15 protein-coding genes are annotated in these 19857 nt (G+C 75.2%); 10 read left to right on the forward strand and 5 right to left on the reverse strand.

From position 1 onward, the window contains the following. The first annotated feature begins 5 nt into the window (after positions 1–5). The 6 genes from ACWPXV_RS08665 (at position 6) to ACWPXV_RS08690 (ending at position 6255) form a co-directional block, all read left to right on the forward strand. A complete protein-coding gene (locus tag ACWPXV_RS08665; protein WP_454084862.1) occupies positions 6–1193 on the forward strand; it encodes a glycerophosphoryl diester phosphodiesterase membrane domain-containing protein in 1188 nt (395 codons plus the stop codon). Then, positions 1190–1852, forward strand: coding sequence for a DUF4129 domain-containing protein (locus tag ACWPXV_RS08670; RefSeq protein WP_454084863.1), 663 nt, complete (start codon positions 1190–1192; stop codon positions 1850–1852). The genes ACWPXV_RS08665 and ACWPXV_RS08670 overlap by 4 nt, the downstream gene beginning before the upstream one ends. Beyond that, complete coding sequence (locus ACWPXV_RS08675) at positions 1849–3009, forward strand: DUF4350 domain-containing protein (protein WP_454084864.1); 1161 nt, start codon at positions 1849–1851, stop codon at positions 3007–3009. Before ACWPXV_RS08670 ends, ACWPXV_RS08675 begins: the two co-directional genes overlap by 4 nt. A gap of 88 nt (positions 3010–3097) precedes the next feature. Then, on the forward strand, positions 3098–4027 hold the full coding sequence (locus ACWPXV_RS08680; RefSeq protein WP_454084933.1) for an AAA family ATPase: 930 nt from the start codon (positions 3098–3100) through the stop codon (positions 4025–4027). Between the two features lie 40 nt (positions 4028–4067). Next, entirely contained in the window at positions 4068–5360 is a 1293-nt protein-coding gene (locus tag ACWPXV_RS08685) for a DUF58 domain-containing protein (RefSeq protein ID WP_454084865.1), read from the forward strand. 58 nt (positions 5361–5418) lie between these two features. Continuing rightward, positions 5419–6255 (forward strand): carbohydrate deacetylase, encoded by an 837-nt coding sequence (locus ACWPXV_RS08690; RefSeq protein ID WP_454084866.1) that lies wholly within the window; start codon positions 5419–5421, stop codon positions 6253–6255. Here the strand turns inward: ACWPXV_RS08690 and ACWPXV_RS08695 are convergent, their stop codons facing one another. Beyond that, the gene (locus tag ACWPXV_RS08695; RefSeq protein WP_454084867.1) at positions 6256–7251 is read right to left on the reverse strand and encodes a stage II sporulation protein M; all 996 of its coding nucleotides are present in this window, start codon (positions 7249–7251) and stop codon (positions 6256–6258) included. It abuts the gene before it with no gap. Positions 7252–7269: 18 nt separating this feature from the next. Here ACWPXV_RS08695 and ACWPXV_RS08700 point away from each other — a divergent pair, with 18 nt between their 5' ends. Together ACWPXV_RS08700 and ACWPXV_RS08705 are read left to right on the forward strand one after the other, a co-directional pair. After that, positions 7270–8130 carry an RDD family protein gene (locus tag ACWPXV_RS08700; protein ID WP_454084868.1) on the forward strand — a complete coding sequence of 287 codons (861 nt, stop codon included), beginning with the start codon at positions 7270–7272 and terminating at the stop codon, positions 8128–8130. A 66-nt stretch (positions 8131–8196) separates the two neighbouring features. Then, a complete protein-coding gene (locus tag ACWPXV_RS08705; protein ID WP_454084869.1) occupies positions 8197–9255 on the forward strand; it encodes a phosphotransferase in 1059 nt (352 codons plus the stop codon). A 3-nt stretch (positions 9256–9258) separates the two neighbouring features. Here ACWPXV_RS08705 and ACWPXV_RS08710 read toward each other — a convergent pair whose 3' ends face one another. The 4 genes from ACWPXV_RS08710 to ACWPXV_RS08725 all read right to left on the reverse strand — a co-directional run bounded on the left by ACWPXV_RS08710 (position 9259) and on the right by ACWPXV_RS08725 (position 14521). Next, positions 9259–9699, reverse strand: coding sequence for a DUF4262 domain-containing protein (locus tag ACWPXV_RS08710; protein ID WP_454084870.1), 441 nt, complete (start codon positions 9697–9699; stop codon positions 9259–9261). A gap of 172 nt (positions 9700–9871) precedes the next feature. Further along, the gene (locus tag ACWPXV_RS08715) at positions 9872–12496 is read right to left on the reverse strand and encodes a multicopper oxidase domain-containing protein (protein WP_454084934.1); all 2625 of its coding nucleotides are present in this window, start codon (positions 12494–12496) and stop codon (positions 9872–9874) included. Between the two features lie 32 nt (positions 12497–12528). Beyond that, positions 12529–13758, reverse strand: coding sequence for a hypothetical protein (locus tag ACWPXV_RS08720; protein WP_454084871.1), 1230 nt, complete (start codon positions 13756–13758; stop codon positions 12529–12531). After that, the gene (locus ACWPXV_RS08725) at positions 13751–14521 is read right to left on the reverse strand and encodes a helix-turn-helix transcriptional regulator (protein WP_454084872.1); all 771 of its coding nucleotides are present in this window, start codon (positions 14519–14521) and stop codon (positions 13751–13753) included. Before ACWPXV_RS08725 ends, ACWPXV_RS08720 begins: the two co-directional genes overlap by 8 nt. A gap of 196 nt (positions 14522–14717) precedes the next feature. On the opposite strand from ACWPXV_RS08725, the gene ACWPXV_RS08730 reads away from it, so the two are divergent. Together ACWPXV_RS08730 and ACWPXV_RS08735 are read left to right on the forward strand one after the other, a co-directional pair. Continuing rightward, a complete protein-coding gene (locus ACWPXV_RS08730) occupies positions 14718–17231 on the forward strand; it encodes a glycoside hydrolase family 3 protein (protein WP_454084873.1) in 2514 nt (837 codons plus the stop codon). A gap of 204 nt (positions 17232–17435) precedes the next feature. Next, complete coding sequence (locus ACWPXV_RS08735) at positions 17436–19550, forward strand: glycoside hydrolase family 3 protein (protein ID WP_454084874.1); 2115 nt, start codon at positions 17436–17438, stop codon at positions 19548–19550. Positions 19551–19857 lie beyond the last annotated feature (307 nt).

Genomic DNA, 19857 nt, shown 5'->3' on the forward strand with positions numbered 1-19857 from the left:
GATCGATGAGCCAGGAACCAGGCCAGCCAGAGCCGGCGTCCCAGCCGTTCGGTGTGCCCGCACCCGATCAGTACGGGCAGTACGGGCAGTACGGCCAGTACGGGCAGCCGCCGGTGCCACCACCGAGGCAGGACGGCGGGCAGCCGGTCCCGCCCCCCGGCGACTACGGGCAGTACGGCCAGCCCCTCCCGCCGCCGGGGCAGTACGGCCAGTACGGCCAGTCCCCCGGGCAGGGCGGCTACTACGGCCCCGGCTTCGTCCCGACGGCGGTGCAGCCCGGCATCATCCCGCTCCGCCCGCTCACCCTCGGGGAGATCTACGACGGCGCCTTCCGCGCCATCCGCAGCAACCCGCTCGTGATGTTCGGGCTGGCGATCATCGTCGTCGGCCTCGGGGCCGTCGTCCAGCTCGCCTTCACCGCCGCGGCCTTCGGCCGGATCGAGCGTGCCGCCCAGGCGGGCGTCGTCGAGCTCGAGGCCTTCTTCAGCGTCGGGTCCATGGCCGGCGTGCTCCTCAGCTCCGCCGCCGTCAGCCTCGCGACCCTGGTCCTCGAGGGCCTGGCGATCCTCTCGGTCAGCGAGTCCGTGCTGGGCCGCAAGATCACCCTGGCCGAGGTGTGGCAGCGGGCGCGGGGCCGCCTGTGGCGGCTCGTCGTCCTCTCCCTCCTCCTCGGCACCGCCGGGGTGGTGGCCGTCGTCGGCGCGACCGCGCTCGTCATCGCCCTCGCCGTCGCGCTCGCCGAGGTCTCGGGCGACGGCGTCCTCGTCCTCGTCGTCCTCGTACCCCTCCTCTTCCTGCTGCTGGCCGGCGTCCTCGCGTTCTTCGCCGTCCGGCTCATGCTCGCCACCTGCGTGATCATGCTCGAGGGGACCGGCGTCCTCGCCTCCATCGCCCGCTCCTGGCGCCTCACGCGCGGCAGCTTCTGGCGGCTCTTCGGGATCATGCTCCTCACCGTCGTCCTCGTGACGATCCTCGTGAGCATCCTGTCGGTGCCCTTCTCGATGCTCGGGACCGTCTTCGCGGTGCAGGGCGACATCACGCTGCCGCTCATCCTGTCCTCGATCGGTCAGCTCGTCGGCTCGGCGGTGTCCATCCCGGTCATGGCCGCCGTCCTCGCCCTCCTCTACATCGACGTGCGGATGCGCAAGGAGGGCCTGGACGTCGAGCTCGCCCGCGCGGCGCAGGACGGATGAGCGCGCGGCTGGGAGTGCCCGTCGAGCCGGACGCGGACGAGGCACGCCGCTGGGCGGAGGAGGAGCTCTCGCGCAGCGTCTACCACGACGAGCCGAACCTCCTCGAGCGTGCCTGGGCCTGGTTCCTCGAGCAGCTGCAGCGGCTGGTCGAGCTCGACGTGAGCGCGCCGTCCACTCTCGTCCCGCTCCTCGTCGTCGTCGGGGCCGCCGTCCTCCTCGCCGTCGTCCTCTACCTCGCGGGTCCCCTCCGGGCCCGCCGCCGCGGCACGCCGGGCACCTCCCACGCCGTCTTCGACGACGCCGACGCCACGAGCGAGGACCTCACGGCCGCCGCCGACGCCGCGGCCCGGCGCCGCGACTGGGCCCAGGCGGTCCTCATGCGCTTCCGCGCGGTCATCCGCTCCCTCGACGAGCGCGCGGTCCTCGACGACCGCCCGGGGTTCACCGCCCACGAGGCGAGCACCGCCGCCGCCCGCCTGCTGCCCGACTGCGCGGACGGGCTCGTGTGGGCCGGGCGTCTCTTCGACGACGTCTGCTACGGCTCGGCCACGCCCGGGCAGGCGGAGGACGCCCGCCTGCGCGAGCTCGCCGCCGCCGTCGCGCGCAGCCGGCCCGTCGGCCCGGTGGCCGTGGGCGCGACGTGGACGGCGGTGCGATGAGCACGGACGCCCTCACGCAGGAGACGCCCGCCCGCAGCCGGCGGCCGGTGCTGTTCCTCGTCGTCGCGGCGCTCGTCGCCGTCGCCGCGGTGGTCGCGATCGTCGTCGGCCGCGGGTCGACGTCCGCGGTGCCGCTCGCCCCGGACAACCCGCAGCCGGCCGGCGCGCAGGCCGCCGCGACGATCCTGCGCGAGCAGGGCGTGCGGGTCAGCACCGTCTCGACGACCGACGATGCCGTCCGGGTCGCCGGCCCCAGCACCACCCTGCTCGTCACGGCCACCGGGCGGCTCGACGACGACCAGCTCGCCGCCGTGCGCGACACCGGCGCGGACCTCGTCCTCGGCCAGCCCACCTTCCTGCCCGACCTCGAGCCGCTCACCGACCGGGTCGAGCCCTCCCCCGTGGGCAGCGACGTCCCCGTCGCCGCCGCGTGCGCGGACCCGGACGCGACCGCCGCCGGCACCCTGTCCCGCAGCGTCGGCGGTGTCGTGGCCCTGGGCGACGACGTCGAGCTCTGCTTCCCCACCGCCGAGGGCGCCGGTGCGCTCGCCACCTGGGAGCAGGACGGCCGCGACGTCGCCGTGCTCGCCGACGCCACCCTCCTGAGCAACGAGCACCTCGCCGACGCCGGCAACGCCGCCCTCGTGCTGCGCCTGCTGGGCGGCAACGAGGAGCTCGTCTGGTACCTGCCGACCGTCGGGGACACCGTGGGCGACGACGGCGCCGGCACCGGTGGCACGGCCGCGCTCGTCCCGCCCACCGTCCGGGTGCTCGGCCTGCAGCTGCTCGTGCTCGCCGTCGTCGTCGTCCTGTGGGGCGGGCGGCGGCTGGGGCGGGTGGTGACCGAGCCGATGCCCGTCGTCGTGCGCTCCGCGGAGACCACCCTCGGGCGGGGGCGGCTGTACCGCCGCGCCCGCGACCACGCCCACGCGGCGGCCGGGCTGCGCGCCGGCTGCGCCACCCGGGTGGCCGCCCGGCTCGGCGTGCCGCCCTCGGCGCGGGCCGAGGTCCTCGTCGCCGCCGTCGCCCGCGCCACCGGGCGCGAGGAGGCCGCGGTCGGCTCACTCCTGTACGGCCCACCACCGACGTCCGACGCCGAGCTCACCCGACTCACCCGCGAGCTCGACACCCTGGAAAGCGAGGTCCACCCGTCGTGAGCACCCCCAGCCCCCAGCCCCTGCCGCCGACGCAGGCGCCCGTCCCGCCGCCGCCCCCGCGCCGGCGCCCGACTCCCCGCGGGCCCGGCTGGCCGCGCTCCGCCAGGAGGTGGGCAAGGCCGTCGTCGGGCAGGAGGCGGCGGTGACCGGCCTCGTCATCGGGCTGCTGTGCCGTGGCCACGTCCTGCTCGAGGGCGTGCCCGGGGTGGCCAAGACCCTCCTCGTCCGCACGCTCGCGGCGAGCCTGGACATGGCCACGACCCGCATCCAGTTCACCCCCGACCTCATGCCCGGGGACGTCACCGGCTCCCTCGTCTACGACTCGCGCACCGCGGAGTTCTCCTTCCGCGAGGGCCCCGTCTTCACCAACCTCATGCTCGCCGACGAGATCAACCGCACGCCCCCGAAGACGCAGGCCTCGCTGCTCGAGGCGATGGAGGAGCGGCAGGTGTCGGTCGACGGCCGGCCGCGCCCGCTGCCCGACCCGTTCATGGTCGTCGCCACCCAGAACCCGGTCGAGTACGAGGGCACGTACCCGCTGCCCGAGGCACAGCTGGACCGCTTCCTCCTCAAGCTCCTCGTCCCGCTGCCCGAGCGCAGCGACGAGATCGAGGTGCTCAACCGGCACGCGCACGCCTTCGACCCGCGCGACCTCGCCGGGGCGGGCGTGCGGCCGGTCGCCGGGCCGGCGGACCTCGCGGCCGCCCGCGAGGAGGTCGCCCGCGTCCAGGTCGCCCCCGAGGTGCTCGGCTACGTCGTCGACATCTGCCGGGCGACCCGCACCTCGCCGTCGCTCTCCCTGGGCGTCTCCCCCCGCGGGGCGACGGCACTGCTCGCCACCGCCCGCGCGTGGGCCTGGCTCACCGGCCGCGACTACGTCACGCCGGACGACGTCAAGGCGCTCGCGCACGCCACCCTGCGCCACCGCGTCCAGCTGCGCGCGGAGGCCGAGCTCGAGGGCGTGACCGCCGAGACCGTCCTGGACGGCGTGCTGCGCACCGTCCCCGTCCCCCGCTGAGCACCGTGCGACCGCTGCCCACCCGACCCGAGGGGGCGACATGGCGCTGACCCGGCGCGCCGTCCTCGTCGCCGCCGCCGGCCTGCTGCCGGTGCTGCTCGTCCCGCGCACGACGACGGTGCTCGCGTGGGCGGCGCTGCTCGTCCTGGCGGTGGTCGCCGACCTCGTCCTCGCCGCCTCGCCGCGGGCCCTGCGGCCCGAGCGGCAGGTCCCGCACTCGGTGCGGCTGGGCGAGCCGGCGACCTCGACGCTCACGGTCGTCAACACCGGCAGCCGCCCGGCGCGGCTCCTCGTCCGTGACGCGTGGGTGCCCTCGGCAGGGGCGGAGCGCACCCGCCACCGCCTCACGGTGCCCGCCGGCGAGGCGCGGCGGGTGCGGACCGCGCTGCGCCCCACCCGGCGCGGGGACCGGGAGGCCGACCTCGTCACGCTGCGCTGCCACGGGCCGCTGGGGCTCGCCGCCCGGCAGCGCTCCCTGCCCGCCCCGGCGCGCCTACGGGTGCTGCCGGCCTTCACCTCCCGCCGCCACCTGCCCTCCCGGCTGGCCCGCCTGCGCGAGATGGACGGCCGCGCCGCCGTCCTCGTCCGCGGCGAGGGCACCGAGTTCGACTCCCTGCGCGAGTACGTCATCGGCGACGACGTCCGCGCCATCGACTGGCGGGCCACCGCGCGCGGTGGCGACGTCGTCGTGCGGACGTGGCGGCCCGAGCGTGACCGCCGCGTCCTCATCGTCGTCGACTCCTCCCGCCTGTCCGCGGCGCGGCTCGGGGAGGCACCCCGCCTGGAGGCGCAGATCGAGGCGGCGCTCCTGCTCGCCGCGCTCGCCTCGCGGGCCGGTGACCGGGTCGACGTCGTCGCCGTCGACTCCACCGTCCGGGCGCGGGTGTCGGGCGTCCAGGGGCCTCGGCTCATGTCGGCGCTCGCCGAGGGCCTCGCGACGGTCGAGGCCTCCCTCGTCCAGGTGAGCTGGCCGACGGTGACCCAGGTCGTGCGCGACGCGCTCTCCCAGCGGTCGCTCGTCGTCCTCCTCACCGCGCTCGACACCGCCGCGGTGATGTCGGACCTGCTGCCCGTCGTCGGCGCGATGACTCGGGACCACCAGGTGGTGCTCGCCTCCGCCGCGGACCCCGAAGCCGAGGAGATCCGCCGCCGGCGCGGCACGAACGAGGAGGTCTTCGACGCCGCGGCCGCCGAGCGCGCCGGCCTGGAGCGGGCGGCCGCCGCGGCCCGGCTGCGGCGGCGTGGCGTCGAGGTCGTCGAGGCGACGCCGGACGACCTCCCGCCCGCCCTCGCCGACACCTACCTCGCCCTCAAGGCCGCCGGCCGCCTGTAACGCCGCCCCCGCCCGGGACCGGGTGCGGACGCCGGGGGGCCGCCTTACCGTGAGGATCGTGAAGCGCCAGCTCGTCATCACGGCGGACGACCTCGGGGCGGACGCCGACATCAACGCCGCCATCGTGGACCTCATGCTCGACGGGCTGGTCTCGGCCACCACCCTCATCCCGGTCGCGCCGGCCGCCGAGGACGCCGTCCGCCGCCTCCGCGCCGCGGGTCTGGACGAGCCGCGCCTCCACGTCGCCCTGTCCACCGGCCACGAGTGGGCCGGGTGGCGTCCCCTCGCCGCGGGCGTCGACTCGCTCACCGACCCCGACGGCGCGCTCCCGGTCCAGGGAGGGGTCGCCGAGCACCGGGCCACCCCCGCGGACGTCGCCCGCGAGATGGCCGCCCAGCTCGAGTGGATGCGGTCCGCCGGGCTGCGTCCCCGCGCCCTCGACTCCCACTCCGGCACGCTGTACGGGCTGCACGGGCGCTCGCTCGCGGACACCGCCGTCGACTTCTGCGCCGCCCACGGCCTCGCCTTCCGCCTGCCGCGGCAGCTCGGCCCGGTGCTCGGGATGGCGGCACGCGGGCTGCGGACGGCCCACCGCGGAGCCGTGGCCCGCGCCGACGAGCTCGGCGTGCGGCTGCCCGAGGTGCTCGTCAGTGCGTGGCTGCCGGGCCGGCTCACCCTGAGCTACCCGCAGCTGCGGGCCGAGGTCCTCTCCCAGCTGCGGCGCCTGCCCCCGGGGACGTCGGAGCTCATGGTGCACCCAGCGTCCCGGTCGGCAGCGGCGCGGCTGCCGGCGGCCGACGGCCGCAAGCGCCTGTGGGAGCTGCGGCTCCTGCGCGACCCCGTCTTCCACCGCACCTTGCGACGGGAGGGCATCACGGTCGTCCCGGCGTGGTGATCAGCCCGCCTGGGCGAGGGTGTGCCCGGCGAGGTCCTCCTCCAGGTCACCGGTCTCCCCCGCCCGCACGGCGCGGCGGCCCAGGACGAGGGTGTAGGCCCAGTAGGCCGCGAGCACGAGGGCGCCGATGGCGATCTTGAGCCAGGTGGGCAGGCCGGACGGGGTGACGAAGCCCTCGACGATGCCGGACACCGCGAGCACGAGGACGAGCCCCAGCGCGACGGTGAACAGTGAGCGGCCCTCCTCCGCCAGGGCCCGCGAGCGTGTCCGCGGCCCCGGCGCCACCCAGGCCCAGAAGAGCTTGAGACCCGCGCCGGCAGCGATGAAGATCGCGGTGAGCTCCATGAGCCCGTGCGGCAGGATGAGGCCGAAGAAGACGTCGAGGTGCCCGTGGGCGGCCATGACACCCCCCGAGGACCCGACCCCCACCGCGTTGGCGAGGAGCACGTAGGCGGGGAAGAAGCCGGTGATGCCGAGCGCGATGCACTGCGCGGCGATCCACGCGTTGTTCGTCCACACCTGCCCGGCGAAGTCGCCGGCCGGGTAGTTGGAGTAGTAGGCCGCGAAGGCCTCCTCCGCGTACTGCTCGAGCTCGGCGGGCGAGCCCATCGACGCGAGCGCCGCCGGGTTGGTCGCCACCCACCAGCCGCTCACGGCGCCGACGGTGACGAAGGCGAGACCCACCCACACCGTCCACCAGCGCACCCGGTAGAACGCGGCTGGCAGCGAGAGGAGGAAGAAGCGGGCGACGTCGGACAGCCGCGCCTCGTGGGCGCCCGCGATCCGGCCGCGGGCGGTGGCGAGCAGGCCGGAGAGCTCGGAGACGAGCAGCGGGTCCGGCGCGGAGGTGCGCAGCGCGGACAGGTGCCCGGCCGAGGCCTGGTAGAGGGCGACGAGCTCGTCGGCCTCCGCGCCGGTGAGCCGGTGCCGCGTGGACAGCGCGCGCAGCCGCTCCCACTCCGGGCGGTGCACGGCCGCGAAGGCGTCGATGTCCACGCGGGTACCCTGCCACACATGACCACGCACGCGGCGCACTCCGCAGGCCGTGCACTGCAGGCGGCGCACCTGGCCGACGACCTCATCATCACCGGTGAGGCCGTGGCGCTGGAGGTCCGTCCCGCCGCCTTCCTCCTGCGCGTGGTCAGCGGGCTCATCGACGCCGCCGCCTACGCGGCCGTGCTCCTCGCCCTCGCGGTCGGCGTCCTCGGCCGCCTCGCAGACGCCAACGAGGCCCGGGTCGCGATGCTGTCGATCGTGACGATCGCCGGGGTGATCGTCGTCGCGCCCACCGTCGTCGAGACCCTGAGCCGGGGCCGCTCCCTGGGCAAGGTCGCCACCGGCATCCGCATCGTCCGTGACGACGGCGGTCCCATCCGGATGCGGCACGCCTTCATCCGCGCACTCACCGGCTTCGGGGAGCTGTGGCTGACGGCCGGCTCCGTCGCCGTGATGACCGCGCTCCTCAACGGCCGCGGCAAGCGGCTGGGCGACCTGCTCGCCGGCACCTACGCCGTGCGCACCCGCGGCGCGGACCGCAAGGCGCCGCCGCTCCTCATGCCGCCCGAGCTCGAGGACTGGGCCCGCACCGCCGACATCCGCGCCATGCCCGACGGCGTGGCGCTGGCCGCGCGCCGCTTCCTCGACCGCACCGGCACCCTGGACCCTGCCTCGCGGGAGCAGCTGGGCCGTCAGCTCGCCGCCCGGGTGGAGCCGCTCGTCGCCCCGCCACCGCCGTGGGGCACCCACCCCGAGAGGTTCCTCGCGGCCGTGCTCGTCGCCCGCCGCGACCGCGAGTACGCCGTGGGCCTTCGCAAGCGCGAGGCCCTCAGGGCGACCACCGCCGAGCTGCGCCGCCTGCCCTTCCAGCTGGGATGAGCGCGGCCGTGCTGACCCGGGTCCCGACGACGCGCCCTGGCCTCGAGGGCTAGGACGGAGGACGACATGTGGAGGAAGACGACGGGCCGCTGGCGGCGCGCCCTGGGAGCGCTCGCCGTGGTCGAGCGGCGCAGCCCCGCCCTGCCCGCCGCGGTCCGCTGGCGACGCCTCGAGGCCACGGGTTCCGTGGCCCACGGCGTGCCGCCGCACCCCGGCCTCCCGGCGGGCGTCGTCCCCGCCGCCCCGGAGGCGCAGGCCGTCCCCGTCACCGCACCCGTCGCGGCCGACGCCGTCCTCATCGGCAAGTTCGACCGTGGCCGCCAGGTGCGCATGCGGTCCTTCTACGCCGAGGAGGCGCTGTGCGCGCGCATCCAGGCGGGCTCGCGCCACCCCGAGCGGGAGCACGGGGTCAGCCGCAGCGTGCGGGCCGCCCAGCTCGTCGCCGCGCACCGGCCGGGCCTGGCCCCGGCCATGCGCGACCACGGCACGCTGTTCTCCGGCCGCACCGCCTACCTCGTCGAGGAGGTCGTCGAGGGGAGCACCCCCCGCACCCCTGCCGAGGTCGCCGCGACGATGACGGTGGTGGCGGCCGAGCTCATGGTCCTCCAGGAGGCGGTGGGGGTGACGAGCCGGCCGCTGTCCGCCGTCGTCAACCCGGCCTTCCGCGAGCGCTGGCGCGGCGTCGTCGAGGACGGGCACGTCCCGCCCAAGCTCGCGGCCCGCGTGGACCGGCTCGTCGCGCGCGACGAGCTCCTCGAGGTGAGCTTCACGCACGGCGACCTCGTCTCCTCCAACGTCCTGCGGGTGGGCGACAGGGTGGTGCTCATCGACTGGGAGTACGCCGGCACCCGGCCGATGGCCTTCGACCTCGCCAAGATGCACGTCAACGCCGGCCCCGCCGGGCCGGCCCTCGAGCAGCTCGACGACGCCCTCGACGGGAAGGTCGGCCACGCGAGCGGCCACTACTCCCTCGCCGAGCAGCTGACGCTCGCGCACGTGGTCGTCCTGTCCCGGCTCGAGGCGCGGATGCAGCGGGCCCAGGAGGCGGACCGGCTGGAGCCGCTGCGGCGCCAGACCTACAAGCGAGTCAAGGCGGTCCGCGAGCTCCTGGCCCTGCAGGACTGAGGCTCACCGCCCCGGCCACCGGGTGTGGCCGAAGAGCTTCTGCACGCGGCGCCCCTCCGGCCATGCGGGGTCCCACGGCCACTGCCCCTCGTGGTTGGACCACACGAGCTGCAGGCCCGGCACCGTCCGGCCGCCCTGCCCGTAGATCCGCTGCGCCGTCACGAGGTGGCTCGGGTCGTTGACCCGGATCAGCCGGTAGCGATGCGGGGACATCGAGGCGACGACGTCACCCGCGGCGAACCGGTGCCCCTCCCGCACGTGCCGGCCGAGCCCGTCGAGGAACCAGCACGAGTCCTCCTGCGTGGCCCCGCTGATGAGCAGCTCGGGGTGGTCGTGGAACCGCGTGAGGCCGACGGTGTAGGCGAAGGCGAGGCTGCTGCGGCTCGGCTCGACGTACTGGACCATCCAGCCGTGCCGCTCGATGAGCTCGAGGTTGCGTGCCATCACCTCCTCCGGCGTCCATCCGTCACAGATCAGGCACATCGCGACCTCCCGTCGTCGTCGGTGCTGCCGACGCTAGGGAGGGGCGGTGACGGACGGCCGGGTCGCAGGTGCGTCCTGGGGACGGGCCGTCCGCGACGCGGAGACGTGGAGCGAGGCCGCCGCGCCGGGCGGCCTACTCGGTGACCCGGATGAAGCCGTGCGCGCCGCGCTCGGCGTCGACCATCGCGTGGGAGACGAAGGGGTAGCTCCCGGCCTCGGGCATCTCGAGCTCGACGAAGCCGCCCTGGGCGGGCACGAGCGGCAGCACCTGCGCTCCCCCGCTGGGGCCGCCGACCTCGGCCGGCCCGCCGAGCCGGTAGGCGCCCTCGCTCCACACCGTGTCGAACTGCCCGCCGACGACGTGGAAGGCGGAGCCCCGGTTGGGCCCGGCCGCGAGGACCCACACCCGCACCCGCTCGCCGACGCGCGCGGTGAGCGGCTCGTGGTCGTACTGGTTCGCGTAGCCGTTGAAGACGACGAGGTCCGGCCGCTCGGCCGCGATGGCCTCGGCGTCGGCCGTCCCGCCGGCGTCCCCGAGGTAGACCTCGGACTGGACGAGGACGTACTCGCGGTCCACCGGCTCGAGGCCGGGCGGGTCGATGACGACGGCGCCGAACATGCCCTGGGCGATGTGCATCGACATCGGCGCGGTGGAGCAGTGGTACATCCAGATGCCCGCCCGCTCGGCGGTGAACCGGTAGACGAGCGACTCCCCGGGCGCGATCGTGCGCATCGGCTCGTCGGGGGCCAGCGCCCCGGCGTGGAAGTCGATGGAGTGGCCGATCGTGCCGTCGTTGACGAGCGTGATCTCGAAGACGTCACCGACCGTGCCGCGCAGCGTCGGCCCGGGGGCCGTGCCGTTGAAGGTCCACAGCTCCTGCTCGACGCCGGGCGCCACCTCCCCGGTCACCTCACCGACCGTGAGGGTGACCTCGTGGAGCTCGCCCTCGGGCGCCGGGGGCAGCTCCGCGGGGTGGGCGGTGAAGCCCTCGCCGGGCTCGGCGCGCAGGTCGAGGTGGTCCCGGGCAGGGTCGGTGGACGACGACGGCGCGTGGTCGCCGTGCGCGCTGCCCCCCGCATCCCCTGCCGCCGCGACCGGAGCGGCCCCGACGGCGACGACGTCGAGCGTCATCCCCATCTGCCGGTGCCCGGCGACCGAGCACCAGCCCTCGACGTCGCGCCCGACGACGCCGAGGTCCACCTCGACGGTCTCCCCCGCCGACATCCGCCCGGAGCGGGCGCCGTTGTCGAGGACGAGGTCGTGGACGTCGTCGTCGGTGTTGACGAGCTCGATGACGAGGCGGTCGCCGGCAGGGACCTCGACGACGTCGGGGACGAAGCGCATGTCCTGGGCCTCCACGCGCACGGTGGTCGTGCGGCCGGTGGCCGTCACGGCGTCGTCGGCGGGGCTGCCGGTGAGGCCGGCGGCGGCCGGGTCCCCCGCCACGCCGAGGACGACCGCGAGCGCCACCGCTCCGGCGCCGTACAGCGCGCCGAGGCGGCGCGGGACCGGCGGCGGCCCGGTCCGGATCGAGGCGGCGATCACGGCCCCGGAGCTCTCCCGCTCCGCCTGGCGGCGCGCCCACAGCGCCCGCCCGAGGAGGACGAGGAAGGAGGCCAGCCCGGCCAGCCCGAGGAGGGAGGTCGTCACCCGCACGAGGCTGGGCAGCGGGAGGACGAAGAGGAGCAGGCTGAGGTTGACGACGACGATCCGGGCGCCGGCGGCGCGGTCCATCTCCTCGTTGACGCGGCGGACCACGCGCGGTCCGCCGCCGAGCATGACCGGGGCGAGGTAGCTCAGCGCCCCGAGGAGCACCTGCGCCGCGAAGCCGGCGGCGTAGGGGGCGGCGAGGATGCCGAGGCTCTCGCGGAGGGTGGCCCAGTCCGGTGCCGTCGCGGCGAGCACGGCGAGGGTGACGAGGCAGCCGACCAGCCAGCACACGGCCATCGTCGCGCTCAGGGTGGCGTAGCTGCGCGGGGGCTTGTCACGGGCGATGGTGACCATCGGCCGGACGACGAGGACGATGCCGGTGAGGTAGACGGCGACGGCGAGGACGACGAGCAGCCGCAGGTCCGTCGCGGCGGCCAGCCAGATGACCGCGAGGCCCGCGACGAGGACGACCATCGCGCGGCGGGCGGCCAGCGGGGCGCCGGGGGCCATCTTCGTGCGCAACATCGTGGGCCACAGGACGACGAGCGTGCCGAGCACGGTGAGCCCGACCCAGCCGAGGAGCATCGTCGTCGTGTGCGCGGTGTAGAGGCGGCCCTCGACCTCGGCCGAGGGCGTGGTCCGCGCGAGCATGACGCCGAGCCACACGCCGACGGCGAGGCACAGCCCGGCGCACACGTAGAAGAGGGACAGCGCACCGAAGCGGGCCATGAGCGCGCCGCGGCGCTGGACGAGGATGACGACGACGTGGGTGATCGCGACGAGCGTGATCCCCACGCCGCCGACGACGACGAGCGGCCACCGGTTCGTCGCGATGCCGACGATGACGAGGATCGCCGAGACCGTGTGCACGCCGAGCCGGACGAAGGTCAGCCCCTGCCCGCCGGGCGCGGGCCGGCCGAGGAGGGTGTCGGCGAAGTGGGCGGACCAGATGAGGATCGCCGTCGTCACCGCACCGAGCAGGGTGAGGTGGACCATGAGGTAGTTCGCCTCGGGGACCCACCGGTGGGCGACGGCCACGACGAAGGCGGCGACGAACCAGGCGACGACGAGTGCGTTGACCTTGACGTGCCACGGCCGGCGGGCCATCGGCGGGCGGCTGGAGGTCGGTCGGCCGATGTTCATGAGGGGACTCCGTGGCTCGTACTGACAGTGTCGTGGTGGCGCGTCGGCGGTGCCTCACCGGGTCCGCCACCCTCGCGCCGAGAGCCGGATTCCTCCGTGCGGACGGTGGACGACGACGGGGCGGGAGGCGCCGTCGTCGTCCTCCGCGCGGCGAGGACGGACCAGGCGGCGACGGCGACGAAGAGCAGGACGGCGACGATGTTGCCGACGCCGCCGGCCTGGACGGCCCAGTCGAGGTCGCGGGCGTCGCCGACGGCGAGGCGGAAGGCGAGGGAGGTGTGGAGCAGCGCCGCGGGCACGACGAAGGCCCGCCGGTAGGGCAGCGGCCGGCGCAGGACCGCCGGCATGATGACGGGCGCGTGGGCCATGACCATCGAGATGACGAAGCCGAGGAACAGGGCGTGGGCGGCGGCGTCGTAGGCACGGCCCTCGACCTGACCGCCGAGCGCCCAGACCGCGCCGGCCACGGCGAGCCACACGTAGCCGGCGAGCAGGCAGACGGCGATGAAGCGGGGCAGCCCGGTGGACCGCACGGTGCGACGGGCGACGTCCTTGACGGCGAGCCACAGTGCGGCGGCGACGAGCGCCAGGCCGAGGAGCGTGAAGCCGGCCTCGGGCGCGAGGAGGGAGACGACGGCGGCGACGAGGACGGTGACGGCCACGCCCTGGGCGACGGTCGCGTCCCGGGGGCTCAGCGCGCCGAGGCGGGCCAGCTCGAGGCGCTCGCCGAAGATCGTGAGGACGAGGTAGCCGACGAGCCACGGCATGATCCCGGGCACGGGGACGCCGCCGAGCCACAGGGCTGCCGCCGCCACGGCCATGAGCTGGCCGAGGACCTGGACGGCGACGGCGGCGGCCGGCTGGCGCGCGTAGAGGGAGCGGTAGACGAGGAGGCCGCCGAGCTGGCCGGCCAGGACGAGGCCGGCGCCGACCTCGTCGGGCAGGACCGAGACGGTGGCGACGACGCCGAGGCCATTGAGGGCCGGGGCGAGGTACCCCCAGCCGCGGCCCAGGGCCACGGAGCGCTCGAGGCCGATGACCGTGCCGACGAAGCCGAGCACCATGAGCGGGCCGTGGACGTCGGCGAGGCGGGCGCCGACGAGGACGTGCGGCAGGCCGAGGAGGGCGAGGGCGGCGTCCAGGCCGGCGAGCAGGGCGAGCCCGCCGAGGAGGAGGAAGGGCAGCCGGAAGGAGGTGCGGGTGAGGACGCTGCGGCCGTCAGTCATCGTCTGCCGCCGGCGGGGCGATGCGCAGGAGGCACGCGCCGGGCTCCGCGAAGGCCTCGAGGGTGACGCGCTCGGGCGCGACGCCGTCGTGGGCGAGGAGCTCGCGGGCCATGCCGAGGTGGCTCGTGCACACGACGTCCGGGTGCTCGCGGGCCAGGTCGAGGACGGGGCAGCGGCGCAGTCGCTGGGTGTAGCCGCCGCCGGGCTCCGCGGTGGTGCGGCAGTCGAAGCCGGCGCGGTCGAGCAGCTCGCCCAGGCGGCTGACCGAGTCACGGAGCGCGGCCGGGTCCTCCGGGGTGACGGGAGGTGCACTCTCCGCCGGGAGGCGGGTGAGGGCGAGGCGGGGGCGGTCGATGAGCTCGCGCTCGCGGATGGCGCGGCCCCAGTCACGCCCGGCCTCCAGCGCCTGGGCGGCGCGCGCGCCCCTGTCCGGGACGGCGCGGGCGAGGGCGCGGATGAGGACCTCGGCGAGCACGGCGTACTCCGGGCCGGCGGGGGTGGCGGCAAGCGTCGCCCGGTACAGCGCGGCGGGGCGCCCGCGCCCGGCCGAGTGCCGCAGCGTGCGCTCCGTGAGACCCGCGCGCACCAGGGCGTCGAGGTGCTCGCGGACGGTGTTGGGGTGCTGCCCCAGCTCCCCGGCGAGCTCGGCCACGGTGCGCCGCCCGCCGAGCTCGAGGAGCGCGTCGAGCGTCGTCCGCCGAGCCGGGGACAGGTCCTCGCGGGCGCGGCCACGTGCCGGCAGCGGTCCCAGTGCTTTATCCACGGAGTCCACCGTGCTATCCCCGGACGTGCCCGACCCGGGACCTTCGGCCTTGGTCTAGACCAGGACGTGACCGGGACCACGGTGCTGGCGTAGGGTGATGGCGGCAGGTCTTTCCTCAGCGCACGGATGCGCGAAAAGAGTTGCCGCGCGAGGTCTCGCGCGTGATCGATGACGACTCACACCCCCTGGAGGAACGTTGTCCACAAGAACCGCCGGCGCCCGCGCAGGCGTCGCCACGGCCCTCGGGGCGGGGATGCTGCTCGCGTCCACCGTCCCCGCGGTCGCCACGTCCGCACCGGACTCGGCGAACCCGATCGACCACATCGTCAACGCCATGACGGTCGACGAGCTCATCGGCCAGATGACGTGGACCTACGTCTACGGCAACTCCGCCGACGACGCCTCGATGGCCGAGCAGAACCAGGCACGCTACGGCGTCGACACCCCGCGGGAGGTCGTCGAGAAGTTCGACCTCGGCGGCGTCCTCTACTTCGCCTGGTCCAACCCCGGCATCGTCAACGACCCGGAGCTCGCCGCCGAGCTGTCCAACGGCCTGCAGGCCGTCTCCGTCGGCGACGACGCCTCCGGCATCCCGCTCGCCACGACGATCGACCAGGAGGGCGGCATCGTCGCCCGCATGGGCGCACCGATGACGGTGCTCCCCGGCAACATGGCGCTCGGAGCCACCTTCGACGCCGCGCTCGCCCGCGCCCAGGGCGAGATCCTCGGCTCCGAGCTGGCCGCCGTCGGCGTCAACGCGGACTTCGCGCCCGTCGTCGACGTCAACACCAACCCCGCCAACCCCGTCATCGGCGTGCGCTCGATGGGCGAGGACCCGCAGAACGTCGCCACGCTCGGCGTCGCCCAGATCGAGGGCATGCAGTCCGAGGGCGTCGGTGCCGCCGCCAAGCACTTCCCCGGCCACGGCGACACCGAGACCGACTCGCACACCGGCCTGCCGATCGTCACCTACGACCGCGCCACCCTCGACCAGCACCTCGTGCCCTTCGAGGCGGCCATCGACGCCGGCGTCGACATGATCATGACGGCGCACGTCATCGTCGAGGAGCTCGACCCCGAGATGCCCGGCACCCTCTCCCCGGAGGTCCTCACCGGCCTGCTCCGTGAGGACCTCGGCTTCGACGGCCTCATCACCACCGACGCCCTCGACATGGCCGCGCTCAAGCAGCTGCCGGACAACCCGCTCGACGACGGCGACATCGCCGTCCTCGCCATCCAGGCCGGCTCCGACATCCTTCTCATGTCGCCCGACGTCCCGGCGACCTTCGAGGCCGTGGGCGCGGCCGTCGAGTCCGGGGACATCACCCGCGAGCGCCTGGAGGAGTCGGTCACCCGCATCCTCGAGTGGAAGGTCGAGCGCGGGGTGTGGGACGAGGACCCGAGCGTCCCCGTCGACGAGGTGATGGACGTCGTCGGCAGCGCCGAGCACACCGCCACCGCCCAGGAGATCGCCAACCGGTCGGTCACGCTGCTGCGCAACGAGGGCGACCTCCTCCCGCTCGACGACGGCGAGTCCGTCTTCGTCACCGGCTGGGGCCAGAGCGGCGTGCCGAACCTCGCCCAGGCCTTCACCGACCGCGGCGTGGAGACCGACCACCTCTACACGGCGAACTTCCCGACCGCCGAGCAGATCGCCGCTGCGGCCGAGGCCGCCGAGGGCCACGACGCCATCGTCCTCATGACCCACACCCCGGCCAACGCCGCCCAGACGCAGACGCAGCGCGACCTGCTCGCCGCGCTCCAGGCGACCGAGATCCCCGTGGTCCACGTCCCGGTCCGCAACCCCTACGACGTCGCGTGGGAGAACCCCGCGCCGGCGCAGCTCGTCACCTACGGCTACCAGCGCCCGTCGCTCCAGACCGTCGCCGACGTCGTCCTCGGCACCGTCGAGCCGACCGGCAAGCTGCCGGTCAACGTCCCGACCGCCGACGGCGAGGGCGTGCTCCACCCGATCGGCTTCGGTCTCGGCTACGAGGACGAGGAGCCGCAGGAGCCCGCCCAGCGGTACGGCTTCTTCCTCACCAACGGCTGGAGGGGCGGCGACGCCGACTACGCCTTCCAGTACGGCCGGCACACCGACGAGGTGCTCGTCGGGGACTGGGACGGGGACGGGCGCGACTCGATCACCGTGCGTCGCGGCAACCAGTACTTCGTCAACAACGCCCCCACCGGCGGGCCGGCGGAGCGCGTCCTCACCTACGGCAAGGCCGACGACGTCGTCCTCGTGGGCGACTGGAACGGGGACGGCACCGACACCCTGGCCGTGCGCCGCGGGTCGACCTACCACGTGAAGAACTCCCTGCGCGGCGGGGACGCCGACCGCGTCGTCACCTACGGCCGCGAGGGCGACGCCGTCGTCGTCGGCGACTGGGACGGCGACGGCCGCGACACCTTCGCCGTGCGCCGCGGGAAGGTCTACCACGTGAAGAACGCGATCGCCGGTGGCGACGCCGACGTCGTCCTCGCCTACGGGCGCGAGTCCGACGTCACCCTGGCCGGTGACTGGGACGGCGACAGCCGCGACACCTTCGCCGTGCGCCGCGGCCGCGACTACCACGTGTCCAACACGCTGCGTGGTGGCGAGGCCGAGCAGGTCATGCGCTACGGCCGCGAGGGCGACGAGGTGTTCGTCGGTGACTGGGACGGCGACGGCCGCGACAGCATCGGCGTGCCGCCCCCCGCCGGGTAACCCACCCCCCCGAGCGCCGGGAGCCGGATCTCTCCGGTCCGCGGGACGACACGGACGAGCCCCGCACGCACCGTGCGGGGCCTCGTTCGTGGGCGCCGAGGAATCCGGCTCTCGGCGGGGATGGCGCCGCTGGCGGCCGGCGGGGATGGCGCCGCTGGCGGCGTAGCGTGGGGGTGCTGGTCGACCCCTCACCCAGGCAGGCTCATGACGCTCCCCCGCACCGCCCTCGGCGCCGCGCTCGCGGCACTCGCGCTCCTCGCCCCCGCCGCCCAGGCGGCCGCGCCCGCCACCACGGGAACCGCCGCGCAGGCCGCGGCGATGAGCGAGGACGAGCTCATCGGGCAGATGGTCTGGGCGCACGTCTACGGCTCCACCGCCGACGACGCCTCGATGGCCGCCGAGAACCGCGCCCGCTACGGCGTCGACACCCCCGCGCAGGTCGTGGAGAAGTACGCCCTGGGCGGTGTCCTCTACTTCGCCTGGGCCGGGAACACCGAGTCCCCCGAGCAGGTCGCCGAGCTCTCCGCCGGGCTCCAGGAGGCCGCCGCGGACAGCTCCGGCGTGCCGCTGGCGATCACGGTGGACCAGGAGGGCGGGGAGGTCTCGCGGATCGGCGAGCCCGCCACCGCCCTGCCCGGCGGCATGGCGCTCGGTGCGACCTTCGACCCCGGGCTCGCCCGCGCCCAGGGTGAGCTCCTCGGCTCCGAGCTTGCCGCCATGGGGATCAACGTCGACTGGGCGCCGGTCGCCGACCTCAACACCAACCCGGAGAACCCGGTCATCGGCCTGCGGTCCCCCGGCGCGGACCCCGAGCGCGTCGCCGAGCTCACCGCGGCGCAGGTGGAGGGCCTGCAGTCCCAGCACGTCGCCGCCGGCGCCAAGCACTTCCCCGGGCACGGGGACACCGACGTCGACTCCCACACCGGCCTACCGGTCGTCACCTACGACCGCGACACGCTCGAGCAGCACCTGCTTCCCTTCGAGGCGGCCGTCGACGCCGGGGTGGACATCATCATGTCCGCGCACATCGTCGTCGAGGCCCTCGACCCCGAGCTGCCCGGCACCCTCTCCCCCGCCGTCCTCACCGACCTGCTCCGCGACGGGCTCGGCTACACCGGCCTGGTCACCACCGACGCCCTCGACATGGCCGCGCTCAAGCAGCTGCCCGGCAACCCGCTCGACGACGGCGACATCGCCGTCCTCGCCATCCAGGCCGGCTCCGACATCCTCCTCGACTCCCCCGACGTCGACGCCACCGTCGCCGGTGTCAAGGAGGCCCTCGAGTCCGGCGACCTCACCCGCGAGCGCCTCGAGGAGTCGGTCACCCGCATCCTCGAGTGGAAGGCCGAGCGCGGGATCGGCGCACCGGGCCCCGGCCTCGAGGTCGTCGGCAGCGAGGAGCACCGCGCGACCGCCACGGAGATCTCCGAGCGGGCCCTCACGGTGCTGCGGGACGAGGGTGACCTGTCCATGCCCCTCGACCCGACGGCCGACCACCTCCTCGTCGTCGGTGCGGGCTCGGCGTGGCCGGAGCGGCTCAGCCCCCTCGTGGAGGACGAGGGCTTCACCGTCACCGAGCTGCTCGAGAGCGGGGACACTCCCAGCCCGGGCTACCGGTCCGCCGCGGTGGCGGCCGCCGCGGACGTCACGGCCGTCGTCGCCGTCGTCGACGACGTGCGCGCCAACCCGGCCCAGCGGGCGCTGCTCGAGGAGCTCGCCGCCGGGCCGGCACCCGTCGTCGCCGTCCTCGCGGGCACTCCCTACGACCTCGCCGCGGTCCCCGAGCAGGTCGGTGGGGTGGTCGCGAGCTACGGTGCGGCCACCGTCAACTACCGGGGTGTCGCCGCGGTCCTCGCGGGGCGCGAGCTGCCCACGGGGCGGCTCCCCGTCGCGGTGACCGCGGAGGACGGCACCGTCCTCGCCGAGATCGGCTTCGGGCTGCGCCGCACCGAGGAGGTCACCCCGATGGACGTCACCTTCACCGACCTGCCGGGCACCGAGGACGACGTCGTCGGGATCCCCCCGTCCCCCGGCGTCGTCTACCTCATCGACGGCGAGCCGGCCGGCCCCGGCACCCACCACGCGAGCGGCAGTGTCGTCGTCACCGTCGAGCCGGACCCGCCGTCGGCCTACCACCTCGCCGACGACGCGACGACGCGCTGGGAGCACAGCTTCGACGCGTCGAGCCCGGCTGCCGCCCCGGAGGAGGACGACGACGGCGCCACGCCCTGGCTCCCCGTCGCGGGTGCCGTCGCGCTCGTCGTGGTGGTCGTCACCGGCGCGCTCGTGCTGCGGCGACGCCGACGTCCCGGGAACTGAGACGGCGCGTCTCACGTAGACGCCGGAAAGAGGCGGTGTTACAGTCCTGGGCCGTTACGTCTGTCACAGTTCAGTAACGTTTATGCGACTGGTAAAGCCGCAGGTCAGTGCGCGGTTATCGGCGACCCGGCGGAGCGATCGACGGCCTCAGGCGGGCCTCAGGCGGTGGCCCGGCGCCCGTTTCGGTGGCATGGTGGTTGGCCGTTCCCCAAACCGTCCCCAGTTTGCGATGCCCGCCGTCAGGTGCGGCGATCGTGAGCGGCCGCGGTGCTGCGTGCACCGTGACCAACCCGAGCCGCAGTGAGGT

This window comes from Georgenia sp. Marseille-Q6866 (assembly GCF_965111665.1).